This window comes from Cobetia sp. 29-18-1 (assembly GCF_029846405.1).
Taxonomy (GTDB): Bacteria; Pseudomonadota; Gammaproteobacteria; order Pseudomonadales; family Halomonadaceae; genus Cobetia; species Cobetia amphilecti.
This window is the reverse complement of sequence record NZ_JARWKS010000021.1, coordinates 1-22150: the sequence shown is the minus strand read 5'-3', so window position 1 is coordinate 22150 and position 22150 is coordinate 1. Positions and strand designations below refer to the sequence as shown.

Genomic DNA, 22150 nt, shown 5'->3' with positions numbered 1-22150 from the left:
TCCGAGGCCGCGATGCCCTCGGAGATTGATGACGCCTTTGTGCGTTCACCATGGATGGCCTTCTTGATGTCTATCTCCGTTGCAACTATGTACCGCTGGTGCTGGCAGTGGATGCTGCTGGTCTGTCTGCTGTCATTCCCCCTGTTTGCCGCTGCCCAGTCCGAGTCCGCGACTGGACAGTCTGCGCGCCTGTCCGATGGCGCTGCCCAATCCCTGTTGACCCGGCTTGCCGAGGCACGCAACCCGGCCAAGCCGGCCGTGATCGATGAGATCGCCATGAGCGGCGATGCACGTGCACGTGGCTGGCTGGAAGCCTTTTCCGCCAGCAAGCTGGCACGTCTCAAGGACGCCGAGCGCTTCTTGATCATCGACAACAATCGCGGCCGCGAATGGGCCGTTTCCGACGCCCTGTCGGGAGAATCGGCGGGCAAGGTCTCGCGCCGCGACCTCAAGACACTGCGCAGCAACAACTCGCTGCGTGGGCATATCGATGGCGTGCTCTCGATGATCGACCTGTCTTCCCCGGATGCCGAGGTCAGACTCGCGGCGGCGCGCGGCCTGCGCGGCAGCGTCGACGAGGCCATGGCCGAGCGGTTGCCGAGCCTGATCGAGCAGGAAGGCGATGACACTATCCGCGCCACTCTGAAGGAAGCGCTCGCCATCCAGCAGCTGGAAGCCACTGGCGACCCTGCGGCGCTGGAGACGCTCTCCGGCAGCCTGAACGCCGCCGCGATCGCCGCCATCAATGGCGCCGCGGCGAGTGATGATCCGCAGCTGGCCCAGGCCGCCAAGGTGGCGCTGGCCGGTATCGAGCAGAAGCTTCAGCTCAACAGCGGGCTCGAGACGCTCTACTTCGGCCTCTCGCTGGGCTCGGTACTGGTGCTGGCCGCCATCGGGCTTGCCATCACCTTCGGTGTCATGGGCGTGATCAACATGGCGCATGGCGAACTGATCATGCTGGGCGCCTACACCACCTGGGGCATGCAGCAGCTATTGCCGGGGCAGCCGGGGCTGGCGCTGCTGCTGTCGATTCCGGCGGGCTTTCTGGTCGCGGCGGCGGTGGGCGTCATCATCGAGCGCAGCGTCATCCAGCACCTCAAGGGGCGCCCGCTGGAGACCTTGCTGGCCACCTTCGGCATCAGTCTGATCCTGCAGCAGCTGGTGCGTACCACCATCTCGCCCTTGAATCGCATCGTGGTCACGCCGGAGTGGATGAGTGGTTCGCTGATGATCAACGAGGCGCTGTCACTGACGCTCAATCGCCTCTACATCATCGGCTTCGCACTGTTCGTGTTCGCCGGTCTGATGCTGATCATGCGCCGCACCCGTCTCGGCCTCGAGGTGCGGGCGGTGACCCAGAACCGTGCCATGGCGCGCTCGATGGGCATCAAGGCGACCCGCGTCGACATCATGACCTTCGCGCTGGGCTCCGGTGTGGCCGGCCTGGCCGGTGTCGCGCTCTCCCAGATCACCAACGTCGGGCCGAACCTGGGCCAGAACTACATCATCGATTCCTTCATGGTCGTGGTGTTCGGCGGGGTCGGCAATCTGTGGGGCACGCTGGTGGCCGGCATGTCGCTGGGGCTGCTCAATCAGTTCCTCGAGCCCTGGGCGGGCGCGGTTCTCGCCAAGATCGTGGTGCTGGTCTTCATCATCCTGTTCATTCAAAAGCGCCCGCGGGGACTCTTCCCGCAGAAGGGCCGCGCCGCGGAGGGTTGATCCATGCCTGATTCACGTTCCTGGCTGGCGCGCCCCTTCACGGAGCGCTCCACCCAGATCTTCCTCGCAGTGCTGACGCTGTCAGTGCTCGCGATCACGCTGCTGCATGTGCTGCTGCCCGAGGGGCATCCGCTGCATGTCAGCACCTTCACCGTCACCCTGCTGGGCAAGTACCTGTGCTATGCGCTGCTGGCGGTCGCGGTGGATCTCGTCTGGGGCTACCTGGGCATTCTCAGCCTGGGTCACGGCGCCTTCTTCGCGCTGGGCGGTTACGCCATGGGCATGTACCTGATGCGCGAGATCGGTGACCGCGGCGTCTATGGCAATCCGGAATTGCCGGACTTCATGGTCTTCCTCAACTGGCAGGAGCTGCCGTGGTTCTGGCAGGGCTTCGACATGCCCGGCTTCGCCTTCCTGATGGTGCTGCTGGCGCCGGGGCTGCTGGCGCTGGTGTTCGGCTTCCTCGCCTTCCGCTCCCGCGTCACCGGCGTCTATCTCTCGATCATCACCCAGGCGCTGACCTTCGCCTTGATGCTGGCGTTCTTCCGCAACGAGATGGGCTTCGGTGGCAACAACGGCCTGACCGACTTCAAGGACATTCTCGGCTTCGATCTGCGCACGGATGCGGTGCGCATCGCGCTGTTCATCGCCAGTGGCGTGGCGCTGGGGCTCGGCTATCTGCTGTGTCGTGGCATCGTCGGCTCCAAGCTGGGGCGTTTGAGCATCGCCTGTCGCGACGCCGAGGCCCGCACGCGCTTTCTGGGTTACCGCGTCGAACGTGTGCAGCTGTTCATCTTCGTGGTCTCGGCGATGCTGGCCGGGGTAGCCGGGGCGCTGTACGTGCCGCAGGTCGGCATCATCAATCCCGGCGAGTTCTCGCCGCTGTTCTCCATCGAAGTGGTGGTGTGGGTGGCGCTCGGTGGCCGCGCGACGCTCTACGGCGCCGTGTTGGGCGCGCTGATCGTCAACTACGCCAAGACGGTGTTCACCGGCATCATGCCGGATGCCTGGCTGTTCGCCCTCGGCGGCCTGTTCGTGCTGGTCACCGTGCTGTTGCCCAAGGGCATCGCTGGCCTGTTCGCTCAGCGTGGTTGGGGCAGGCGCTCGCAGTTTCCGGCGGCCAAGACCGAACCGCCATCCGAATCGGCATCCGGTTCCCGTCCCATCGAGGAGGCCACCGCATGAGCCTGTTGAAAGAGATGGCCACGCGTGACCGCGTGTTCGACTTCCTGACCCCGCGCATCTCGCCGGTGGACGTGACCCACGGGCCGATCCTCTATCTGGAGGATGTCAGTGTCAGCTTCGATGGCTTCAAGGCGATCAATGACCTCAACCTGACCATCGACGATGGCGAGCTGCGCTGCATCATCGGCCCCAACGGCGCGGGCAAGACCACGATGATGGACATCATCACCGGCAAGACGCGCCCCGACAGTGGCTCGGTATGGTTCGGCAGCCGTCACGATCTGCTGCGCATGAGTGAGCCCGAGATCGCCACCCTGGGCATCGGGCGCAAGTTCCAGAAGCCCACCGTCTTCGAGGCGCTCAGCGTGTTCGAGAATCTCGAGCTGGCCATGGCCACCGACAAGCGCATCTTTCCGACGCTGGCCGCGCGCATGAGCGGTGAGACCCGCGCCAGGATCGAGGAGGTGCTCGAGACGATTCACCTCAAGGAGTGGCATGCGCGCGAGGCGGGCATCCTGTCTCACGGCCAGAAGCAGTGGCTGGAGATCGGCATGCTGCTGATGCAGAAGCCGCGGCTGCTGCTGGTCGATGAACCGGTGGCCGGCATGACCGAGCAGGAGATGGAGCGTACCGCGGAGCTGCTGACCAGTCTGGCGGGGCGCCAGTCGGTGGTGGTGGTCGAGCACGACATGGGCTTCGTGCGCTCCATCGCGCGCAAGGTCACGGTGTTGCATCAGGGCGCGGTATTGGCGGAAGGCAGCATGGATGCGGTATCGAGCGACCCGAAAGTCGTCGAGGTCTACCTGGGAGAGAGTGACGGATGACGCAAGCGCTGAACACCAAGGCACCGATGCCGGGCGGCGAGTCGCCGCTGCTGACCATCGACACGCTCAACCAGTTCTACGGGGAAAGCCACACGCTGTGGGACCTGACGCTGGAGATTCCCGTTGGGCAATGCACCTGCGTGATGGGCCGCAACGGCGTCGGCAAGACCACGCTGATGAAATGCATCATGGGCGAGGAGAGCGTCCGTGACGGCAAGCTCCTGTACCGCGCCGATGGCGATGCCAGTGGCAGCGATTCCGGTCGCGATGCCAGCAGCAATGAGCCGCTTGATCTGACGCGGCGCAAGCTCGAGGAACGCGCCCGCCTGGGGGTCGGCTACGTCCCCCAGGGGCGGCAGATCTTCCCGATGATGACGGTGGAAGAGAATCTGCGCACCGGGCTTGCCGTGCGTCGCGATGGCCTGCGCCAGATTCCCGAGCGCATCTATGAGCTGTTTCCCGTGCTCAAGGAGATGCGTCACCGGCGCGGGGGCGACCTCTCAGGCGGCCAGCAGCAACAGCTCGCCATCGGCCGCGCGCTGGTGATCGAACCGCGCCTGCTGATTCTCGATGAGCCCGGTGAGGGCATCCAGCCCAATATCGTCGCCCAGATCGGTGAGGTCATCCGTCGCCTGATCAAGGAAGACGGCCTGACGGTGCTGCTGGTCGAGCAGAAGCTGCCCTTCGCGCGCAAGTACGCCGACCGCTTCGTGATCATGGATCGCGGCCGGCGGGTGGCCGAAGGCGAGATCGCGGCGCTGTCCGATGAACTGATCAAGCAGCACCTGACCGTATGACGATCCGGTGCGTGATTCCCGTTGATGGCGCGACGGATGCCGCGCGCAGTGAGGCCAATGCCTCCGGCCACCGCTTCGATGACCAGCGCCAGTGGCAGGCCTCGCTGGCGCTGCGGTTCGAGGCTGATGCGCGCGACACCAGTGATGGCGGGCGCGCCATCACCCGCCTGACGCGCAGACGCCATCATGGCCCGCTGCGCGTGCAGCGGCCGTTCTATCCCGAGGGCCGCCACGGCTGCTGCCACGTCTATCTGCTGCATCCCCCCGGTGGGCTGGTCAGCGGCGATGCGCTGCAGATCGAGGCCGAGGTGGAGGAGGGCGCGCATGTGCTGTTGACCACACCGGCGGCGGCCAAGCTCTACAAGGCCGACCGCAACGGTGTGGCCTGGGGCCAGCATACCCATCTCAAGGTCGCCGACGGGGCCACCCTGGAATGGCTGCCTCAGGAAACGCTGGCCTTCAATGGCTCGCGCGGTGAGCAGACCACCACCCTCGAGCTTGCCGGCTCTGCGCGCTGTCTGGGCTGGGAAGTGCTGGCACTGGGGCGCCCGGTCGGTGAGCTGCCCTTCGTCAGCGGCCATCTCGAACAACGCTTTCGCCTGACCCGCGACGGCAAGCCAGTGTGGATCGAGCGCCAGTCGCTGGACCCGCTGCATCCGCGCTTCACCGGGCGCTGGGGGCAGGGCGGTTGCAGTGTGCAGGCCACGCTGTGGGCGGTCGGGCTCGAGGATGAAGCGGCGGCCATCGAGGCCCTGCGTGAAGCGCTACCTGCCTCCCCGCGCTGGGCGGTGACCCGCCGCGAAGGCGTGTTGCTGCTGCGCTATCTGGGCCAGGAACGCAACGAGGCCTGGGCGCTGTGCCAGCAGGCATGGCAGCTCCTGCGCCCCCTGATGACGGGGCTTGAGGCACAGGTGCCACGTATCTGGCTGACCTGATCTCGAAAGCCCCACTGAATGACAACCACAAGAGCCACGACATGGAACTGACGCCAAGAGACAAGGACAAGCTGTTGCTGTTCACCGCAGCGCTGCTGGCGGAACGCCGCAAGGCCAAGGGCCTCAAGCTCAACTACCCGGAATCCATCGCCTTGATCAGCGCCGAGATTCTGGAGGGCGCACGCGAAGGCTTGAGCGTGGCCGAGCTGATGGGGCGCGGCGCGGAGGTGCTGACCCGTGACGACGTGATGGAAGGCATCGCCGAGATGATTCCCGAGGTGCAGGTCGAGGCGACCTTCCCGGACGGCACCAAGCTGGTGACCGTTCACAACCCCATCGTGTGAGGCGAGCAATCATGATTCCCGGTGAATATCTGGTGGCGGACGGCGAGATCTCTCTCTGCGAAGACCGCCTGCGCACCACGCTCTCGGTCGGCAATACCGGCGACCGACCGATCCAGATCGGCTCGCACTATCACTTTGCCGAGGCCAACCCGGCGCTGGTGTTTGATCGCGAGGCCGCCCTCGGGCAGCGCCTGGACATCGCCGCCGGCACGGCGATTCGCTTCGAACCGGGGCAGACGCGTGACGTCACGCTGATCCCTTTCGCCGGCAGTCGTCATATCTATGGCTTCCGTGGCGAGGTGATGGGGCAACTCAAGGATGACGGCAGTGTCGAGCGCTGAGCGAGCGACGCTCTTGACCTCAATGCGCCAGGCAATGGCGCTGACAGGCATTCGGCTCGGAGCACACTTGGCATCGGCAGTTCAGCAACTGCAGCTCAGAAGCGTTGGCTTGGAAGCTGTAGCTCAGGGATCAGGAGGCAACCCATGAAGATAACGCGACAGGCCTATGCCGACATGTACGGCCCGACCACCGGTGACCGCGTGCGTCTGGGCGATACGGCGCTGTGGATCGAGGTGGAGAAGGATTTCACCCATTACGGGGAAGAAGTGAAGTTCGGCGGTGGCAAGGTGATCCGCGATGGCATGGGCCAGAGTCAGCGCGCCGACGACAGCGTGATGGATACCGTGATCACCAATGCGCTGATTCTGGACTGGTGGGGCATCGTCAAGGCGGATGTCGGTCTCAAGGCCGGGCGCATCGCGGCCATCGGCAAGGCGGGCAACCCCGACACCCAGCCCGATGTGGATATCGTGATCGGCCCGGGCACCGAGATCATCGCCGGTGAGGGCAAGATACTGACCGCCGGTGGTGTCGACCCGCACATCCACTTCATCTGCCCCCAGCAGGTGGAGGAGGCGCTGATGAGCGGCATCACCACCATGCTCGGCGGCGGCACCGGGCCGGCCACCGGCACCAATGCCACCACCTGTACGCCGGGGCCGTGGCATATCGGCAAGATGCTGCAGGCGGTGGACAGCCTGCCGATGAACATCGGCTTTCTCGGCAAGGGCAATGCCTCGCTGCCACAGGGACTGGAGCAGCAGATCGAGGCCGGCGTGATCGGCCTCAAGCTGCATGAGGACTGGGGAACGTCGCCGGCCTCCATCGACAACTGTCTGACCGTCGCCGATGCCTATGACGTGCAGGTGGCGATCCATACCGACACCCTGAACGAGTCGGGCTTCGTCGAGGACACCCTGGCGGCCTTCAAGGACCGCTGCATCCACACCTTCCACACCGAAGGCGCCGGTGGCGGCCATGCCCCGGACATCATCACCGCCTGCTCGCGGCCCAACGTGCTGCCGTCCTCCACCAATCCGACGCGTCCCTACACCGTCAACACGGTGGACGAGCATCTCGACATGCTGATGGTCTGCCACCACCTGGACCCGAGCATCCCCGAGGACGTCGCCTTCGCCGATTCGCGCATTCGCCGCGAGACCATCGCCGCCGAGGACATCCTGCACGATTTGGGTGTCATCTCGATGATGTCCTCGGATTCCCAGGCGATGGGCCGTGTGGGTGAGGTGATCTGCCGTACCTGGCAGACGGCGCACAAGATGCGCGAACAGCGCGGCCTGCTGGCAGAGGACAGCGAGCGCGGCACCGACAACTTCCGCGCGCGTCGCTATATCGCCAAGTACACCATCAACTCGGCTATCACCCACGGTATCGCCCATGAGGTCGGCTCCATCGAGGTTGGCAAGCTGGCGGACCTGGTGCTGTGGTCGCCGGCGTTCTTCGGTGTCAAACCGGCCTGCATCCTCAAGGGCGGCATGATCGCCGCCGCACCCATGGGCGACCCGAATGCCTCGATTCCTACACCGCAACCGGTGCATTACCGCCCGATGTTCGGTGCCTTCGGCAAGGCGGCTAGCGCCACGCGCCTGACCTTCGTCTCCCAGGCGGCGCTCACGGCCGGTGTCGGGGAGGCGCTCGGGCTCGACAGCCCGCTGTCCGCCTGTCGCGACGTGCGTCAGGTGCGCAAGTGCGACATGAAACTCAATGACGCCTGCCCGGAACTCAAGGTTGACCCCGAGACCTACGAAGTCTTCGCCGACGGTGAGCTGCTGACCTGTGAGCCCGCCAGCGAGCTGCCGCTGGCCCAGCGCTATCACCTGTTCTGAAGGCCTGTTCTGAGGGCCTGTTTCAAGTGCCTGTTCTGACTCCCTATTCGAGATTGACGCCATGATGGAACTGATACATCGCCTGCCAGACGCCAGTGGATCAGGCGACCCAGAGAGCGCTCACACCGATGCCGAGCCCCTCGACACCCTGACCCTGCCGCTGGAGCTGCGCATCCGCGGTCGTCTGCGTGCCACCACCGACGGCGGGCGCGAGGTCGGCCTGTTTCTGGATCGCGGTCCGGTACTGCGTGACGGTGATCGGCTGGCCTCGCGCGAGGGTGAGGTGATCCGCATCCGCGCCGCGGATGAGCCGGTAGTGACTGCCCACATCGCCGCCGGGCGCCCCCTGGCCGCGCTCTGCTATCACCTGGGCAATCGCCATGTGCAGCTCGCCATCGGCATGCAGACGCCTGACGCTGGCGGTAGTGAAGGAAAGGGCGAAGGAAAGGCCGAAGCAAAGGGTGAAGCAGAGAGCGCAACCGGCTGGGTGCGCTTCCCGCCGGATCACGTGCTGGAAGAGCTGGCCGAGCGCCTGGGTGCGACCCTCATCCATCACGAGGCGCCCTTTGATCCTGAGCCGGGCGCCTATGCCCAGGCGGGACAGGGGCAGGGGCATGCTCATTCTCACGGTCATTCACACGGCCACTCACATGCTCACGACCATGCCCATGATCATGACCGTGAGCACAGCCGCGGTCATTCTCACAGCCGCGGTCATCCTCACAGCCACGCCCATGAGCACACGCATGAGCACTGATGCCATGGCGGGCCTGCCGGCGCAGGAGGATCTGGCGCTGTTGGGGCTGTTGCAGCTGGTGAGCCCGGCCTTGCCCATCGGCGCCTTTGCCTGGTCCCAGGGGCTGGAGAGTGCCTTCGAGCTTGGCTGGGTCACTCAGGAGCAGGAGCTTGGCGAGTGGATCGACGGCGTGCTGGAAGACGGGCTTGGCCGTTGCGAGCTGCCATTGTTGGTGCGCCTGCAGCAGGCGTGGGCCGAGGGAGATGCAGCGGTGCTCGACGAGTGGGATGGCTGGCTCAAGGCCACCCGTGAAACCGCCGAACTCAGCGATGAGGACGCGCGTCTCGGGGCGGCGCTGCTGCGCCTGCTCAGAAGTCTCGAGCTCGAACCGCCAAGCGCGCTGATGCCGCAGTCACCCGGCTACGTCACGGTGTTTGCCTGGGTGGCGCATCAGCGTGGGGTGCCACCGCGCCAGACCTTGATCGGCTTCGCCTGGGCCTGGCTCGAGAATCAGCTGGCGGTGGCCTGCAAGGCCATGCCGCTGGGACACACAGCCGCCCAACGCCTGACCGAGCAGCTGCGACCCCGTGTGGTGGAAATCGTCTCACAGGCGCTTGAGCGTTTGGATGGTGAGCTTGGCCCGATATTGCCGGGGCTGGCGCTCGCCTCCGCCCAGCACGAAACCCAATATTCCCGTCTGTTCAGGAGTTGAGCCAAGGCCGCCTGTCTTGAGGCGGCGACGCCTGAACCGACCGACATGAACGTCTGATATCTCACGAGAAAGGAAGCTGCCATGAAGCATTGTCTACGCGTAGGAGTGGGTGGGCCGGTGGGCTCCGGCAAGACGGCGCTGCTGCGCCAGCTGTGTCTGGCCCTGCGCGATCATTACGACATCGGGGTGGTCACCAATGACATCTACACCCGCGAAGATGCCGATTTCCTGCTGCGCCATGAAGCGCTGGATGCGGACCGCATCCTCGGGGTCGAGACCGGTGGCTGCCCGCATACCGCGATTCGCGAGGATGCCTCGATGAATCTGGCGGCCATCGATGATCTGCAGGCCCGCCATCCGGACATGGAGCTGGTGCTGGTGGAATCCGGCGGCGACAACCTGTCCGCGACCTTCAGCCCGGAGCTTTCCGATCTTACCCTCTATGTGATCGATGTCTCGGCAGGCGACAAGATTCCGCGCAAGGGCGGGCCGGGCATCACCAAGTCGGACCTTCTGATCATCAACAAGATCGACATCGCCGAGCAGGTGCATGCCTCGCTCGAGGTGATGGACCGCGATTCGCGCAAGATGCGCGGCGAACGGCCCTTCGTGTTCGCCAACCTGTATGACGGTGTCGGGCTGGAAGAGATCATCGCCTTCATTCTGGATCGCGGCATGCTGCCGGAGCGTCGCCCGCAAAAGCTGGCGGCACAGGCCTGACCGCGCAGCGTTTTCTGCCGCTGGCCTAGGATTCATTGTCTCCCGGCATTCGTCTCACCACGGGTGTCGGGGGATTCATCATCATCTTGTTCAGGAATGACACATGAAGCGTTCTCACTCCGCACTGCTTGCCACCTCGCTGCTGTTGGTGGCGACCTCGGCCTCCGCCCACCCCGGCCATGATGCCCAGGGGCTGATGGCGGGCCTGTCGCATCCCTTTACCGGGCTGGACCACCTGCTGGCCATGCTGGCCATCGGCATCTGGAGTGCGCGTCAGTCGCGGGCCTTGACGCTTGCCACGCCGCTGTTGATGGTCGTCGGCATGCTGGCGGGGGCGGGCATCGCGCTGCTCAGCGGTGGCCAGGCGCTGCATGCGCTGATCGCCGAGCAGGGCATTCTGCTCTCGGTGCTGGCCTCCGGTGCGCTGGTGGCGCTGCTGCTGCGTCTGCCGACCCTGTCCGGTGCCGTGATGGTCGCCGGCTTCATGGCCTGCCACGGCTTCGCCCATGCGCTGGAAATGCCGGCAGCAGGCAGCGCCTTGGGCTACATGGCGGGCTTCGTGGTCGCGACGCTGGCCTTGGCGTTGCTGGGCCGTGCAATCGGCCGGCGCCTGATGGGGGTACCCGCCATCGCTTCCCGTCTGGTGGGCGGAGCGGTGATGGCCTCTGCCGTGATGATGGCGGTCTGATCGTCACCTGAGATTTCGCTCGCGGCTAAAAAGTACCGCTGATTACACCACTTCACGCCCCGCTGGCTTGCCAGCGGGGCGTGTGTGTTTCTGCTTGCTGCGCGCTCTCGCCGTTCTGATGATCGCTTGGGGGATCTCACGCGCTGGGCGGCACTGGCAAAAAATGGCTGACGATAGATTATGTTATAACGTATCATTTGGCGTGTTTGATGATTGAGAATCCAGAGGTCCCCACGTCCAGGCACTTACCTGACCCTGCCCCAGGCCCTGATCCAGGCCCTGCGCCGGCAAAGATGCCTTCACGCGCAAGAGACGTGGCCAAGACCCTATCCTATCGAGGTACCGCCTGATGAATTCCCCACAAGTGCCCCTGTCGCAACCCCTGCCAGTCACCGTGCTGTCCGGCTTTCTGGGCGCCGGCAAGACGACGCTGCTCAATCACATCCTTGCCAACCGCGAAGGGCGTCGGGTGGCGGTGATCGTCAATGACATGAGCGAGGTCAACATCGATTCTGCCCTGGTGCGTGGCGCGCCCGGTACGGACAACGAGGTGACGCTCAATCGTGCCGAGGAGCAGCTGGTCGAGATGAGCAATGGCTGCATCTGCTGCACGCTGCGTGAAGACCTGCTCATCGAGGTACGGCGACTGGCCGAGGAAGGGCGCTTCGATTGCCTGGTGATCGAATCCACCGGCATTTCCGAGCCGCTGCCGGTGGCGGAAACCTTCACCTTCGAGGACGAGGACGGCCAGTGCCTCTCCAGTGTCGCGCGTCTCGACACCATGGTCACCGTCGTGGATGGCGCCAACTTCCTGACCCAGTATCGCGAGGCGCAGTCACTGGCGGAAGCCGGGGAAAGCCTCGGCGAAGACGATGAGCGCAATGTCGCGGATCTGCTCGTTGATCAGATCGAATTCTGTGATGTGCTGTTGATCAGCAAGACGGATCTGCTCGATGCCTCGCAGCTGGATGAGCTGAGCGCGGTGCTGCGCTCGCTCAACCCGGAGGCCGAGATTCTGCCCATGACGAAGGGCGCCGTGCCGCTTTCCAAGGTGCTGGACACTGGCCGCTTCAGTTTCGATCGCGCGCAACAGGCACCGGGCTGGCTGAAGGAGATGCGCGGCGAGCACGTGCCGGAGACCGAGGAATATGGCATCTCGAGTTTCTCCTACCATGCGCGTGTGCCGTTCCATCCCGAGAAATTCCACCAGCTGCTCCACGGAGACTGGTTCGGCGGCAAGCTGCTGCGCTCCAAGGGCTTCTTCTGGCTGGCCACGCTACCGCAGTTTGCCGGACAGTGGAGCCAGGCCGGCGGCATCGCGCACTACGGGTTCGGGGGCATGTTCTGGAAGGCGGTCCCGGAGGTCGAATGGCCAGAAGACCCCGAGTATCTGGAGTCGATCCGGGAAAAGTGGCAGGAGCCGTTCGGCGACATGCGCCAGGAGCTGGTATTCATCGGTCAGAACCTGGATGAAGCCCGTATCCGCCAGGCGCTGGACGACTGTCTGCTCGATGACGCCACGCTGCTGGCGGGCAAGGAAGCCTGGCGTGACCTGCCGGACCCGTTCCCCGCCTGGGAATGAACGACGGCGCGTGAGTCCCTGATCTGCTGATACTCGCCAAGACACCCCACTGATCCGCGATCAGTGGGGTGTTCTGTTTCTAAGTTCATTGCTCGATGCCCCTGCTCTACGTTCCTTGCAGGGATGGCCTTCCCGTTCAAGGCCGGCTGCCCATGCACGTCGGGTTTCCCCCGGTGGGTCATCGAGTCAACTCATGACGGCTTGGCTGAGCGTTACGTCGCTTGAGCGATACCCAGAGGGGGAGTGTCAGGGCAGAAGCGATGCTGAAAGTGCCAAGCCATTGAAGGGCCCCGAATGACTCGCCCATCCACACAAAGCCCAGCACCGTTGCCGTCAGCGGGCTGAAGATACCCAGCAGTGATGCGGAAAATGCGGGCAGTCGCTGGATGCCGGCAAACCAGAGGCCATAGCCGAGCACTCCACCCGGCAGGATCAGGTAGCCATAGCCCAGCAGCTGTTGCAGCTCGAGATTGGTCGGTATGCCTTCCGACCAGGCGGCCAGGGGCAGCAACAACAGTCCACCGAAGATCAATTGCCAGCCCGTCAGGCTCAATTGACTGACGTCGGGCGGACGTTGCCAGCGCTTGCTGAGTACGATGCCGGCGGCCATCGAGACAGCACCGAGCAGCGCGATCCCGACCCCTGTCATGTCCAGTCCACCTTGGCCGGGATTGAGCAGCAGCACCACTCCGACCATGCCCAGTCCACACTGCATTGCGGCTGCCATGCTGAAGCCTGTCCCCAGCCACCAGCGGCTCAGCAGTAGAACCCACACTGACTGACTTGCCAGCAGCAAGGCGGCCATGCTGCCGGGGATGCGGTAGGCAGCGGCAAACAGGCAGGTAAAGAAGAGTCCGATATTGAGAGTGCCCAGCACCATGGCCTTCACCCACCACCCTCCCGGCAAGGTCTGTCGAGTCCAGAGCAGAATCAGCATTCCCGCGGGCAGGGCGCGAATGGTGGCTGCGGTGAATGGGGTGTCGGCAGGGAGAAGGGTCTGTGTCACCAGGTAAGTACTCCCCCATATGATCGGGGCCGTGGCGGTCATGGCGAGAACCTTCAGGCGTGAAGATGGCATATTTGTCTCTCCTTTAAGTATCTTTTTGAAAAGATAATCTTGAGAATACTCGCAAAACCGCCGCCATCAAAGTATCTTTTTGGAAAGATAACTGGGAGGTTTCATGATGACGGATGCCGTGGATCGCATTCTTGCGCAGTGGGAGAAGGCTCGCCCCGATCTGGATTGTCGGCCGATGGGCATATTCGGGCGTATCAGTCGGGCAGGTCGCGTGTTTGGCTCGAGGATGGAGCAGGTATTCGAGAAGGAGGGCCTGTCGACTGTCGAGTTCGACATCCTGGCGACGCTGCGACGTTCGCAGGCGCCATTGACCCCGACTCAGCTGTATCAGACGTTGATGCTCTCTTCCGGTGCCATGAGCACGCGGATAGATCAGCTGGTGAAGCGAGGGTTGTTGCAGCGCCAGGCCAGTGATGAGGATCGGCGCAGCAATCGTGTCGCGCTGACGGAAGCAGGGCGTCGTCTGATCGACACCACTCTGGAAGCGCATGTCGAGAATCAGCAACGGATGGCGAGTGCGCTGGACAGCGATGAACAACATCAGCTTGCCTGTCTGCTGCGCAAGCTGATGACTGATGAACAACGCTAGCTATCGTGCAGCACCCATCGGGCCTCTGTATGGGCATGCACCAGCTCACCCTCGAGCAGACGCTTCGCTGCTGGTCTGTGAGACAAGGCATGAGACAAGGCGTGAGATGCGTGCCGCTGCACTGCTCAGGGCAAACAGCAGGGTGGCCAGGCACACGATGGTGGGGCCGGTGGGGGTATCCAGCCAGTAGGCCGCCTGCAGTCCGCCGGTGGTGGAGACTCCGCCGATGAGGGCGGCGGCGATCGCCATCAGCTCCGGGGTGTGACAGAAGCGGCGCGCCGTGGCCGCCGGGATGATCAGCAGCGCGGTGATCAACAGCGCACCGACCACCTTCAATGCAACCGCGACCACCACGGCCAGCGACAGTGTCAGCACCAACTGCTCGCGTCGCGGGTTGATGCCGCTGGCACGCGCCAGGTCCTCATTCAGGGTGGCGGTGAGCAGCGCTGACCAGCGCCAGTAGATGAGGCCGATGACCAGCACGCCACCTGCGGCGATGATCAAAAGATCCGTCTTGCTGACCGCCAGAATATCGCCGAACAGATAGGCCATAAGGTCAATGCGTACGCCGGGCAGGAAGGAGACGGCCACCAGGCCGAAGGCGAGTGCGGAGTGCGCCATCACGCCAAGCAGGGTGTCCATGGCGTAGCCGCGTCCGCTGAGCAGCGTGACCAGGGTCGCCATGATCAGCGAGACGACGAGCACGCCGGCCAGAATCGAGGTGGACATCAAGAGCGACAGCGCCACGCCGAGGATCGCGGCATGGGCCGTGGCGTCGCCGAAATAGGCCATGCGTCGCCAGACGACGAAACAGCCCAGCGGCGCTGCCGCAAGCGCCACGAATATCCCGGCCAGGGCGGCGCGGAGCATGAAGTCATCCAGTATCAGTCCCTCAAACATCAGTGACACCCCTCTGCGGTCGGTGCGATGAGCTGGAGCGCTGGCTCCCGACGCTGCGTTGTCTGCTTGAGTACAGGCTTGGCTGCAGGCGCGGGTCTGGACGCGGGCCGACAGGTGGGCGCAGCGTCAGCGGGCGCGTGAGTGTGAGAGTCAGAGTGGTCGTGAGAGCGAGCAGGAGAGTGATCGTGGGAGTGAGCAGAAGAATGCTCATGGCGATAGAAGGCCAGGGCATCAGCGGTATCGAGCCCGAACAGATCCTGGTAGGCCGGTGAGGCCATGACACGCTCAGGCGTGCCCTGACAGCAGACGTGGCCATGCAGGCAGACGACACGATCGGAGGCGCGCATCACCACATGCAGCTCGTGACTGACCATCAGTACCCCGCAGCCGAGGGTGTGGCGGACACGGTCGATCTGACGGTAGAAATCCGCGATGCCACGGTGATCCAGCCCCTGGGTCGCCTCATCGAGCAGCAATATATCGGGCGAATCCATCAGGGCACGGGCCAGCAGAATACGCTGGAACTGTCCCCCCGAAAGATCGGCGATCTGCTGTTGCTCGACACCGGGGATGCCGGCCTGCGCCAGGGCATGTGCCACCGCCGCGCGCGAATGGCGATGGGGCAGATTCAGGAAACGCACCACCGTCATCGGCAGTGTCGGGTCCAGGCTCAGGCGCTGGGGCACGTAGCCGATTCTGCAGCCTTGCTGACGATGTATCTGCCCGCTCGTCGGGGACACCGCCCCGATGATGCTGCGCAGCAACGTGGACTTGCCTGAGCCATTGGGGCCTACCAGGGTGACGATTTCGCCGCGCTCAACCTCGAGGTCTATCGCATCGAGGATGCGATGCCTGCCGAGCGCGACACACAGATTCTTGATCGATAACAGCGACATGGGGACCTCTTGGCGCTGAAGAGTTGACGGGTCAGTGACCATTAATGTTATGTTATAACATATTGAGGGTGGCCATTGCAGCCTTCGATCTTCCTTCCGTGATTTCGCTTCTATTGGAGAACCGCCATGCGCCATCGGTTACTGCCTTCCCTCTCTCTGCCCTTGATGCTGGCACCTGCCTTGGCAGTGGCCGAGGTGCCATCGGTCGCGGTGGACATCCCCCCGGTGCACTCACTGGTGGCACGTGTCATGGGGGAGCTGGGCAGCCCCGATCTGGTCATCCAGTCAGGCGCCTCACCGCATGGCTATTCCATGCGACCTTCCGAGGCCAGAGCACTGTCCGATGCGGATGTGGTGTTTTTCGTCAGTGATGAGCTGACCCCCTGGCTTGCCAAGGCGCGTGCGTCGCTGGCCGCGGATGCCGATGCCGTCGAGCTGATGGAGGTGCCGGGCACCCTGCACCTGACCTATCGCTCGGGCCCCACCTTCGAGGCACATCATCACGCTGATGAAGCGTCTTCCGCCCATGGCGAAGCGCAGGGCGAAGAGCACGACAAGCATGGTGGCCACGACGAGCATCACGATGGCGATCACGAAGCCCATGCGGATGACGATGAGCATCACGACGAGCATGGTCACGACGGCGAGAATCCCCATGGCTGGCTGGACCCGGTGAATGCTCACACCTGGCTGGGCGCCATTGCGGAGTCACTGGCAGCACAGGACCCGGAGCACGCGGCGACCTATCGCAGCAATGCCCGAGCGGGGCAGCAGGAGCTTGAGGCGCTGACCGAGTCACTGTCAGCGCGTCTGGCTCAGGTGCAGGGCACTCGCTACATCGTCTTCCATGATGCCTATCAGTACTTCGAGCACCGCTTCGATGTGCCGGCGTCTGGTGCCATCTCGCTGGGCGATGCCTCCACCCCCAGCCCGGCCCGCGTCAAGGAGATCCAGGCGCGCGTGAAGCAGGACGACATCCAGTGCGTCTTCCGAGAGCCACAGTACAACCCGGCGTTGATCGAGAGCGTCTTCGAGGGCACCGGCGTCAAGACCTCCATCGTCTTCGAGCCGCTGGGTGTCGGGCTGCCGCTGGGCGAGACGCTGTATCCGCAGCTGATCGAGCGCCTGGGGCAGGGCATCCTGCGTTGCGCCGACGCCTGATCGCCCCGTGACACGACGACGGGGGGCGCTGTCGGCCCCCGTCTTTTCTCAAGAGCCTCATCCTCAAGGGAGAGCCACCGCATGCCCCATCCGACATCGCCACCGCTGAGTGAGCGTGATGCAGAGTTCTGCATCAATGCCGCGACGCGCACGCTGGAGCGCTGGGCGATCGCCGTCACGCGCGGGGAGAAGGAGACACTTCTCTCGCTGTATGCAGAGGACGCGATTCTGGTGCCGACGGTCGCCGATGATGTGCGTGAAAATCGCCAGCAACGACAGGCCTACTTCGATGGCTTTCTCGCCAATGAAGCGCTGGCCTGCGAGTTGGGGGAGTACTCACCCCGAGTCAGTCGCAAGCTGGGTACCGTCGTGATCGGAGGGCACTACACCTTCGAGTATCGCGCCGCTGACGAGACGGTCACGATTGCGGCCCGTTTTCTGTTCACCTTCGAGGAGATTCTCGGCGAGTGGAAGATCACCGGCCATCATTCCTCGCGACTGGCGGGATGATCCTGCGCTGACGACGAGCCGTCCGCGCTCTATTCCTTCGGACTCTGTTTTTGCAGCGTTCTGTTCTTTGCCTCTCGCTACACTCCCCACACTTCGGCTGGTTCAGTGCCGCCTTCTTGCATCGTGAGGGAGGCGGTCACCGACGAGGGCCGCTTTGGATATCTGACGAATGACCGCAATACTCCCCGACGTTTCCCTGACCGAGCGCTCGCGCTCCTTGAGCCCCCTGGAATGGGTGGGCATGCAGGGGATCGATCTGCCTGTACTCATCGAGGAGGGCGATTATCGCCGTGAATTGCATGCCCGAGTGGATGCGCAGGTCGACCTGCCGATGCCGCACACCAAGGGCATTCACATGTCGCGCCTTTATCGCCTGCTGGATGGGCTGGCAGAGGGTAAGCCACTGACTCCGGGCAACCTGCAGGAGGTGCTCGCCGCGATGGTGGCAAGCCATCACGACTGCGCCTCTCGCAATGCGCGCGTCAGGCTGGAATTCGCGCTGCTGGTGAAGCGTCCGGCGCTAGTCACGCCTAAGCTCTCAGGCTGGAAGTCCTACCCCGTCACGCTGGAGGCCAGTCTGCACGAGGGCAGGTTCACGCTGCAGGCCAGTGTCACGGTGGGCTATTCCTCCACCTGTCCGTGCTCGGCGGCCCTGTCGCGCCAGCTGATCGAGCAGGCCTTCCTGGCGGCTCATCGCAATGACACCACGCTGACGCCTGCGCAGGTCGCCGAGTGGCTCACCCATAACGCCACCCTGGCCACGCCCCACAGCCAGCGTAGCGAGGCGCAGGTCCAGGTCGAGCTGAAGCCCACGGCGCAGGATCTGGGGTTGATTGCGCTGATTAATGCCATCGAGCAGGCCGTGGCCACGCCGGTCCAGACGGCCGTGAAACGCGCCGATGAGCAAGCCTTCGCGGCGCTCAATGGCCAGAACCTGATGTTCGTCGAAGACGCCGCACGCAGGTTGATCAATGGCCTGGCGATCTCAGACGGCGAGGCACATGTCCACGTGCGGCATATCGAAAGCCTTCATCCCCACGACGCCGTGGCCTGGGGTCGCCGTGACTGAGTGATGCCCAGCCTCATTCGCCCGTTATGCCCTTTTTCGAGACGTTGGTGTCTTTGATCTGCATGCACGCCCCGTCGAGGAAATCGGCGGGGTTTTTGGTTTTGCAGGGCTGAAAAACTCCAGACACCGCGGCTGACGATAGCAGACGGATGATGTCGGTATGTGGTTTGCCATCCAGTCCAGATGGGATGGTGAGAGGAGGATTGTTGCGTATTTCGCTAGACAAAGGTCTATTTCTGCGGTGGTGTGATTGACCGATGCGGCAGTGGACGACTAAGTTTTGCTTCATCTGGTATGGTTTGCAGTCCACTTGAGGGAGTGGAATTTGAACGTGACGCACGTGAGTCAGTCTCGCCAACACAGACTCAGGTCCGGAGCGATCAAGCGGCAAGCCAGACCCGATACGTCCATACCCCACAACAGAACAATCAAAGGGATTCGACAATGAAGCGAGCCATGCTTGCCGCCACGCTGTTAGCCGCCGCCTTGGGTACCACCACTGCGCATGCCGAGAAGATCGTGTTTGCCATCGGCGGAAGCCCCAACAGTCTGCAGGGCCAGACTGCGCAACATTTCGCCGATAGTCTGCAGGCTCGACTCGGGGATGAGCATCAGGTCGAGTACTACCACAGCGGTCAGCTGGGCGATGAGCGCCAGCTGATCCAGAAGCTGCGCCTCGGCACGGTCGATCTGGCCGCGATTTCCTCGGTGATGTCATCCGTCTCGCCAAGCTTTGCACTGTTTGACATGCCGTTCATGGTCAAGGATCGCGAGCATCTCAAGCGCATCGATGACGAGATCGTGATGACCGACCTGGCCGAGGATGCCAAGGCCAAGGGCCTCAAGCTGGTCTCCACCTGGGAGAACGGCTTCCGCCAGATCACCAACAATGAACATCCCGTGGTGGAGCCGGAAGACCTGGACGGCCTGAAGCTGCGCACCCCGCAGAGTGAATGGCGTACCGGCATGTTCACGGCGTGGGGCGCCAATCCGACACCGATGGCCTTCTCGGAAGTCTTCGTGGCACTCCAGACCGGGGTGGTCGATGGCCAGGAGAACCCGCTGTCCAACATCGATGGCGCCAAGTTCCAGGAGGTCCAGAAGTACCTGTCACTCTCCAATCATGTCTATTCGCCCATCTGGCTGACCAGCAGTCAGGCCGGCTGGGGCAAGATGCCCGAGGACGTGAAGGCCGCGATTGCCGAGGTGTCCGCCGAGACCCAGAGCTGGGCCTTCGCCAAGGGCGCAGAACTGGATGACAAGCTGCTGGCAAGCCTCAAGGCGGGCGGCATGGCCGTCAATGAGGTGGATCGGGATGCCTTCGTCACCGCGAGTGCGCCGGTCTATCAGGCGTTCTCCGACAAGGTCGACGGTGGCCAGGCGATGGTCGACCGGGCCATGGCACTGGCCAAGGAGTAAGTCATGAGCTCGCATTCCCATGCGGCCAAGGCAACCTTCCCCACCGAGAGTGGGGAAGGACTGACGGCTACGACTGATGTGACCCTGCTGGACAGAGTCAACCAGGTGGTGGAGCGCTGCCTGGAAGTGTTCACCGTCGGGTTGCTGCTCTCGCTGACGGTAATCGTGCTGGCGGCGGTGGCCTTGCGTACCTTCGGTGGCTCCTTGCCCTGGTATGACGAAGTCGCCTCGATCAATCTGGCCTGGCTCAGCTTCTATGGCGCTGGTCTGGCGGCTCTGAAGCGTTCCCACATGGGCTTCCCGGGCCTGATCACCAAGGCGCCCATCGCACTGCGCAGTACGCTGTTCATTACCTCTGAGCTAATCGTGATCGGATTCTTTGCTGTGGTGGGCTGGTTCGGTTACCAGGTGCTGGACGTGCTGGCCTGGGACTCCCTCATCGCCTTGCCGGCCATCGGTCTGGACGTCACCCAGTCGGTGATTCCGATCAGTGCGGCGCTCTTCATCCTGTGTGAACTGCTGAGTCTGCCTCATGCCTGGCGCAAGATGTGTGCAGGCGTCAACAGTGAAGAGGAAGAGATCGCGGAAGCCATCCGTCTGGCCGAGCAAGACCTCAAGGAGCACCGTTCATGACGCTACTGATCATTATCGCGGCGCTGTTCGCACTGGTGTTGATCAACGTGCCCATTGCGGTCGCCATCGGCACCGTCGGGGTCGTCGGAGTGGTGATCTTCATGGGCGTGGATGCGCTGGTGAACGTGCCGCTGACTCTCTTCAATGGCGCCACCAAGTTCCCGCTGATCGCGATTCCGCTGTTCATTCTGGCCGGCGCGCTGATGAATACCTCGGGCATCTCCATGCGACTGATCAACCTCGTCACGGCCATGGTCGGATTCGTGCGCGGTGGCCTGGCCATGGTCAATGTCGGGGTATCGCTGTTCTTCGCCGAAATTTCCGGCTCTGCGGTGGCCGATGTGGCCGCGACGGGTTCGGTGCTGATTCCCGAGATGAAGAAGCGCAAGTACACGCCGCAGTTCTCGGCGGCGATCACGTCGTCTTCGGCATCGCTTGCCATCATCATTCCGCCGTCGCTGTCGATGATTCTCTACGGAGCCATCGCGGACACGTCCATCGTCAAGCTGTTCGTCGCCGGCATCATCCCGGGGATTCTGGGTGGTCTGGGGCTGGCGATGCTCTGCTACTACTACGCCCGCAAGTACGACATGCCGCGCGAGGCTGCCTTCTCGCTGTCGACACTCGGCAAGGCGTTCCGCGAGGCCTTCTGGGCCCTGACGCTGCCGGTCATCATTCTGGGCGGCATCTTCGGCGGCTTCGTGACCGCCACCGAAGGCGCGGGCATCGCCGTGCTGGCGGCACTGGTCATCGGGGGGCTGGTCTATCGTGAGCTGAACCTGCAGGTGCTGTATCGCGCGGTGATCGATGGCGTGATCCAGACTTCCGTCGTGATGCTGCTGGTCGCCACATCCGCGGTGCTGGGGCTCTTCCTCACCGAGATGCAGCTGCCGCAACAGCTGGCCCAGGAGATCACCGCGATCACCACGGACCCGGTGGCAGTGCTGGCGTTGCTCAACATCCTGCTGCTCCTGCTTGGCATGTTCCTGCATGGTGCCGCTGCCATCATTCTGGTGGTACCGATCGTGATGCCGTTGATCCAGCAGATCGGCATCGACCCCATCCACTTCGGCCTGATCCTGACTCTCAATCTGGCCATCGGTCAGCAGACGCCGCCAGTGGCCTCGGTACTGGCCACCTCATGCTCCATCGCCAAGACGGACATGTGGGAAACCACCAAGGTCAATCTGCCGATGATCTTCGTGCTCTTCCTGGTGCTGATGCTGGTCACCTACGTGCCAGCGATTCCCATGAGTCTTGTCGAGCACTTCTATGGTTGATAGCTATGGTTGAGCGCTATGGCTGAGAGATAAGGTTGAGAGGGCAGTGATGGAGACTGCTCACCAGACACGCCAAGGCCGCCCTTTGAGGCGGCCTTGGCATGTCTGAATTAGATGAGTGAAATAGGCGAGTGAAATAGGCGAGTGAAATAGGCGAGTGAAATAGGCGAGTGAAATAGGCGAG

23 protein-coding genes are annotated in these 22150 nt (G+C 63.4%); 20 read left to right on the top strand and 3 right to left on the bottom strand.

The annotated features are described in order from the left end of the window. Window positions 1–66: 66 nt before the first annotated feature. From urtB to zigA, 13 genes are all read left to right on the top strand, one after another. Entirely contained in the window at window positions 67–1719 is a 1653-nt protein-coding gene (urtB, locus tag QD208_RS14705) for an urea ABC transporter permease subunit UrtB (protein WP_279837283.1), read from the top strand. Window positions 1720–1722: 3 nt separating this feature from the next. After that, window positions 1723–2904 (top strand): urea ABC transporter permease subunit UrtC, encoded by a 1182-nt coding sequence (urtC, locus tag QD208_RS14700; RefSeq protein WP_279837282.1) that lies wholly within the window; start codon window positions 1723–1725, stop codon window positions 2902–2904. Beyond that, window positions 2901–3728, top strand: coding sequence for an urea ABC transporter ATP-binding protein UrtD (gene urtD / locus QD208_RS14695; protein ID WP_175089551.1), 828 nt, complete (start codon window positions 2901–2903; stop codon window positions 3726–3728). The genes urtC and urtD overlap by 4 nt, the downstream gene beginning before the upstream one ends. Window positions 3729–3775: 47 nt before the next feature. Beyond that, complete coding sequence (urtE, locus tag QD208_RS14690) at window positions 3776–4525, top strand: urea ABC transporter ATP-binding subunit UrtE (protein WP_216060482.1); 750 nt, start codon at window positions 3776–3778, stop codon at window positions 4523–4525. A gap of 11 nt (window positions 4526–4536) precedes the next feature. After that, window positions 4537–5460 carry an urease accessory protein UreD gene (locus QD208_RS14685; protein ID WP_279837281.1) on the top strand — a complete coding sequence of 308 codons (924 nt, stop codon included), beginning with the start codon at window positions 4537–4539 and terminating at the stop codon, window positions 5458–5460. Between the two features lie 41 nt (window positions 5461–5501). Then, the gene (gene ureA / locus QD208_RS14680; RefSeq protein WP_024952521.1) at window positions 5502–5804 is read left to right on the top strand and encodes an urease subunit gamma; all 303 of its coding nucleotides are present in this window, start codon (window positions 5502–5504) and stop codon (window positions 5802–5804) included. An 11-nt stretch (window positions 5805–5815) separates the two neighbouring features. Then, window positions 5816–6145: an urease subunit beta gene (locus tag QD208_RS14675; protein ID WP_107336426.1), complete on the top strand. Its 330-nt coding sequence runs from the start codon at window positions 5816–5818 to the stop codon at window positions 6143–6145. 144 nt (window positions 6146–6289) lie between these two features. After that, window positions 6290–7993, top strand: a complete 1704-nt coding sequence (gene ureC / locus QD208_RS14670; RefSeq protein WP_279837279.1) for an urease subunit alpha — start codon at window positions 6290–6292, stop codon at window positions 7991–7993. 61 nt (window positions 7994–8054) lie between these two features. Further along, window positions 8055–8750 carry an urease accessory protein UreE gene (locus QD208_RS14665; protein ID WP_279837277.1) on the top strand — a complete coding sequence of 232 codons (696 nt, stop codon included), beginning with the start codon at window positions 8055–8057 and terminating at the stop codon, window positions 8748–8750. Then, on the top strand, window positions 8740–9441 hold the full coding sequence (locus QD208_RS14660; protein WP_279837276.1) for an urease accessory UreF family protein: 702 nt from the start codon (window positions 8740–8742) through the stop codon (window positions 9439–9441). Before QD208_RS14665 ends, QD208_RS14660 begins: the two co-directional genes overlap by 11 nt. 81 nt (window positions 9442–9522) lie before the next feature. Beyond that, window positions 9523–10161: an urease accessory protein UreG gene (gene ureG, locus QD208_RS14655; RefSeq protein WP_175089557.1), complete on the top strand. Its 639-nt coding sequence runs from the start codon at window positions 9523–9525 to the stop codon at window positions 10159–10161. 103 nt (window positions 10162–10264) lie between these two features. Beyond that, window positions 10265–10849, top strand: coding sequence for a HupE/UreJ family protein (locus tag QD208_RS14650; RefSeq protein ID WP_279837275.1), 585 nt, complete (start codon window positions 10265–10267; stop codon window positions 10847–10849). 349 nt (window positions 10850–11198) lie between these two features. After that, window positions 11199–12431, top strand: a complete 1233-nt coding sequence (zigA, locus tag QD208_RS14645) for a zinc metallochaperone GTPase ZigA (RefSeq protein ID WP_279837274.1) — start codon at window positions 11199–11201, stop codon at window positions 12429–12431. A 178-nt stretch (window positions 12432–12609) separates the two neighbouring features. Here the strand turns inward: zigA and QD208_RS14640 are convergent, their stop codons facing one another. Continuing rightward, on the bottom strand, window positions 12610–13479 hold the full coding sequence (locus QD208_RS14640; RefSeq protein WP_279837324.1) for an EamA family transporter: 870 nt from the start codon (window positions 13477–13479) through the stop codon (window positions 12610–12612). A gap of 133 nt (window positions 13480–13612) precedes the next feature. Here QD208_RS14640 and QD208_RS14635 point away from each other — a divergent pair, with 133 nt between their 5' ends. Further along, window positions 13613–14098: a MarR family transcriptional regulator gene (locus QD208_RS14635; protein ID WP_279837273.1), complete on the top strand. Its 486-nt coding sequence runs from the start codon at window positions 13613–13615 to the stop codon at window positions 14096–14098. Window positions 14099–14143: 45 nt separating this feature from the next. On the opposite strand, the gene QD208_RS14630 is transcribed toward QD208_RS14635, so the two are convergent. Both QD208_RS14630 and QD208_RS14625 read right to left on the bottom strand, forming a co-directional pair. Beyond that, window positions 14144–14968 carry an iron chelate uptake ABC transporter family permease subunit gene (locus QD208_RS14630; RefSeq protein ID WP_279837272.1) on the bottom strand — a complete coding sequence of 275 codons (825 nt, stop codon included), beginning with the start codon at window positions 14966–14968 and terminating at the stop codon, window positions 14144–14146. 29 nt (window positions 14969–14997) lie between these two features. Then, the gene (locus tag QD208_RS14625) at window positions 14998–15894 is read right to left on the bottom strand and encodes a metal ABC transporter ATP-binding protein (RefSeq protein ID WP_347882007.1); all 897 of its coding nucleotides are present in this window, start codon (window positions 15892–15894) and stop codon (window positions 14998–15000) included. Window positions 15895–16020: 126 nt separating this feature from the next. Here QD208_RS14625 and QD208_RS14620 point away from each other — a divergent pair, with 126 nt between their 5' ends. The 6 genes from QD208_RS14620 to QD208_RS14595 all read left to right on the top strand — a co-directional run bounded on the left by QD208_RS14620 (window position 16021) and on the right by QD208_RS14595 (window position 21966). Further along, window positions 16021–17055, top strand: a complete 1035-nt coding sequence (locus tag QD208_RS14620; RefSeq protein WP_279837271.1) for a zinc ABC transporter substrate-binding protein — start codon at window positions 16021–16023, stop codon at window positions 17053–17055. A gap of 81 nt (window positions 17056–17136) precedes the next feature. Next, on the top strand, window positions 17137–17565 hold the full coding sequence (locus QD208_RS14615) for a DUF4440 domain-containing protein (RefSeq protein WP_192837770.1): 429 nt from the start codon (window positions 17137–17139) through the stop codon (window positions 17563–17565). A 169-nt stretch (window positions 17566–17734) separates the two neighbouring features. Beyond that, entirely contained in the window at window positions 17735–18634 is a 900-nt protein-coding gene (gene folE2 / locus QD208_RS14610; RefSeq protein WP_279837269.1) for a GTP cyclohydrolase FolE2, read from the top strand. A gap of 444 nt (window positions 18635–19078) precedes the next feature. Continuing rightward, entirely contained in the window at window positions 19079–20053 is a 975-nt protein-coding gene (locus QD208_RS14605) for a TRAP transporter substrate-binding protein (RefSeq protein WP_248377459.1), read from the top strand. 3 nt (window positions 20054–20056) lie between these two features. After that, on the top strand, window positions 20057–20686 hold the full coding sequence (locus tag QD208_RS14600) for a TRAP transporter small permease subunit (protein WP_279837268.1): 630 nt from the start codon (window positions 20057–20059) through the stop codon (window positions 20684–20686). Beyond that, window positions 20683–21966, top strand: coding sequence for a TRAP transporter large permease (locus QD208_RS14595; RefSeq protein ID WP_024952532.1), 1284 nt, complete (start codon window positions 20683–20685; stop codon window positions 21964–21966). Before QD208_RS14600 ends, QD208_RS14595 begins: the two co-directional genes overlap by 4 nt. Window positions 21967–22150 lie beyond the last annotated feature (184 nt).

Bases quoted from the DNA above. Each gene is read 5' to 3' on its own strand.
- urtB (WP_279837283.1), top strand. From the start codon at position 67: ATGTCTATCTCCGTTGCAACTATGTACCGCTGGTGCTGGCAGTGGATG.
- urtC (WP_279837282.1), top strand. From the start codon at position 1,723: ATGCCTGATTCACGTTCCTGGCTGGCGCGCCCCTTCACGGAGCGCTCC.
- urtD (WP_175089551.1), top strand. From the start codon at position 2,901: ATGAGCCTGTTGAAAGAGATGGCCACGCGTGACCGCGTGTTCGACTTC.
- ureA (WP_024952521.1), top strand. From the start codon at position 5,502: ATGGAACTGACGCCAAGAGACAAGGACAAGCTGTTGCTGTTCACCGCA.
- QD208_RS14675 (WP_107336426.1), top strand. From the start codon at position 5,816: ATGATTCCCGGTGAATATCTGGTGGCGGACGGCGAGATCTCTCTCTGC.
- ureC (WP_279837279.1), top strand. From the start codon at position 6,290: ATGAAGATAACGCGACAGGCCTATGCCGACATGTACGGCCCGACCACC.
- QD208_RS14665 (WP_279837277.1), top strand. From the start codon at position 8,055: ATGATGGAACTGATACATCGCCTGCCAGACGCCAGTGGATCAGGCGAC.
- QD208_RS14660 (WP_279837276.1), top strand. From the start codon at position 8,740: ATGAGCACTGATGCCATGGCGGGCCTGCCGGCGCAGGAGGATCTGGCG.
- ureG (WP_175089557.1), top strand. From the start codon at position 9,523: ATGAAGCATTGTCTACGCGTAGGAGTGGGTGGGCCGGTGGGCTCCGGC.
- QD208_RS14650 (WP_279837275.1), top strand. From the start codon at position 10,265: ATGAAGCGTTCTCACTCCGCACTGCTTGCCACCTCGCTGCTGTTGGTG.
- zigA (WP_279837274.1), top strand. From the start codon at position 11,199: ATGAATTCCCCACAAGTGCCCCTGTCGCAACCCCTGCCAGTCACCGTG.
- QD208_RS14640 (WP_279837324.1), bottom strand. From the start codon at position 13,479: ATGACCGCCACGGCCCCGATCATATGGGGGAGTACTTACCTGGTGACA.
- QD208_RS14635 (WP_279837273.1), top strand. From the start codon at position 13,613: ATGATGACGGATGCCGTGGATCGCATTCTTGCGCAGTGGGAGAAGGCT.
- QD208_RS14630 (WP_279837272.1), bottom strand. From the start codon at position 14,968: ATGCTCCGCGCCGCCCTGGCCGGGATATTCGTGGCGCTTGCGGCAGCG.
- QD208_RS14625 (WP_347882007.1), bottom strand. From the start codon at position 15,894: ATGTCGCTGTTATCGATCAAGAATCTGTGTGTCGCGCTCGGCAGGCAT.
- QD208_RS14620 (WP_279837271.1), top strand. From the start codon at position 16,021: ATGCGCCATCGGTTACTGCCTTCCCTCTCTCTGCCCTTGATGCTGGCA.
- QD208_RS14615 (WP_192837770.1), top strand. From the start codon at position 17,137: ATGCCCCATCCGACATCGCCACCGCTGAGTGAGCGTGATGCAGAGTTC.
- folE2 (WP_279837269.1), top strand. From the start codon at position 17,735: ATGACCGCAATACTCCCCGACGTTTCCCTGACCGAGCGCTCGCGCTCC.
- QD208_RS14605 (WP_248377459.1), top strand. From the start codon at position 19,079: ATGAAGCGAGCCATGCTTGCCGCCACGCTGTTAGCCGCCGCCTTGGGT.
- QD208_RS14600 (WP_279837268.1), top strand. From the start codon at position 20,057: ATGAGCTCGCATTCCCATGCGGCCAAGGCAACCTTCCCCACCGAGAGT.
- QD208_RS14595 (WP_024952532.1), top strand. From the start codon at position 20,683: ATGACGCTACTGATCATTATCGCGGCGCTGTTCGCACTGGTGTTGATC.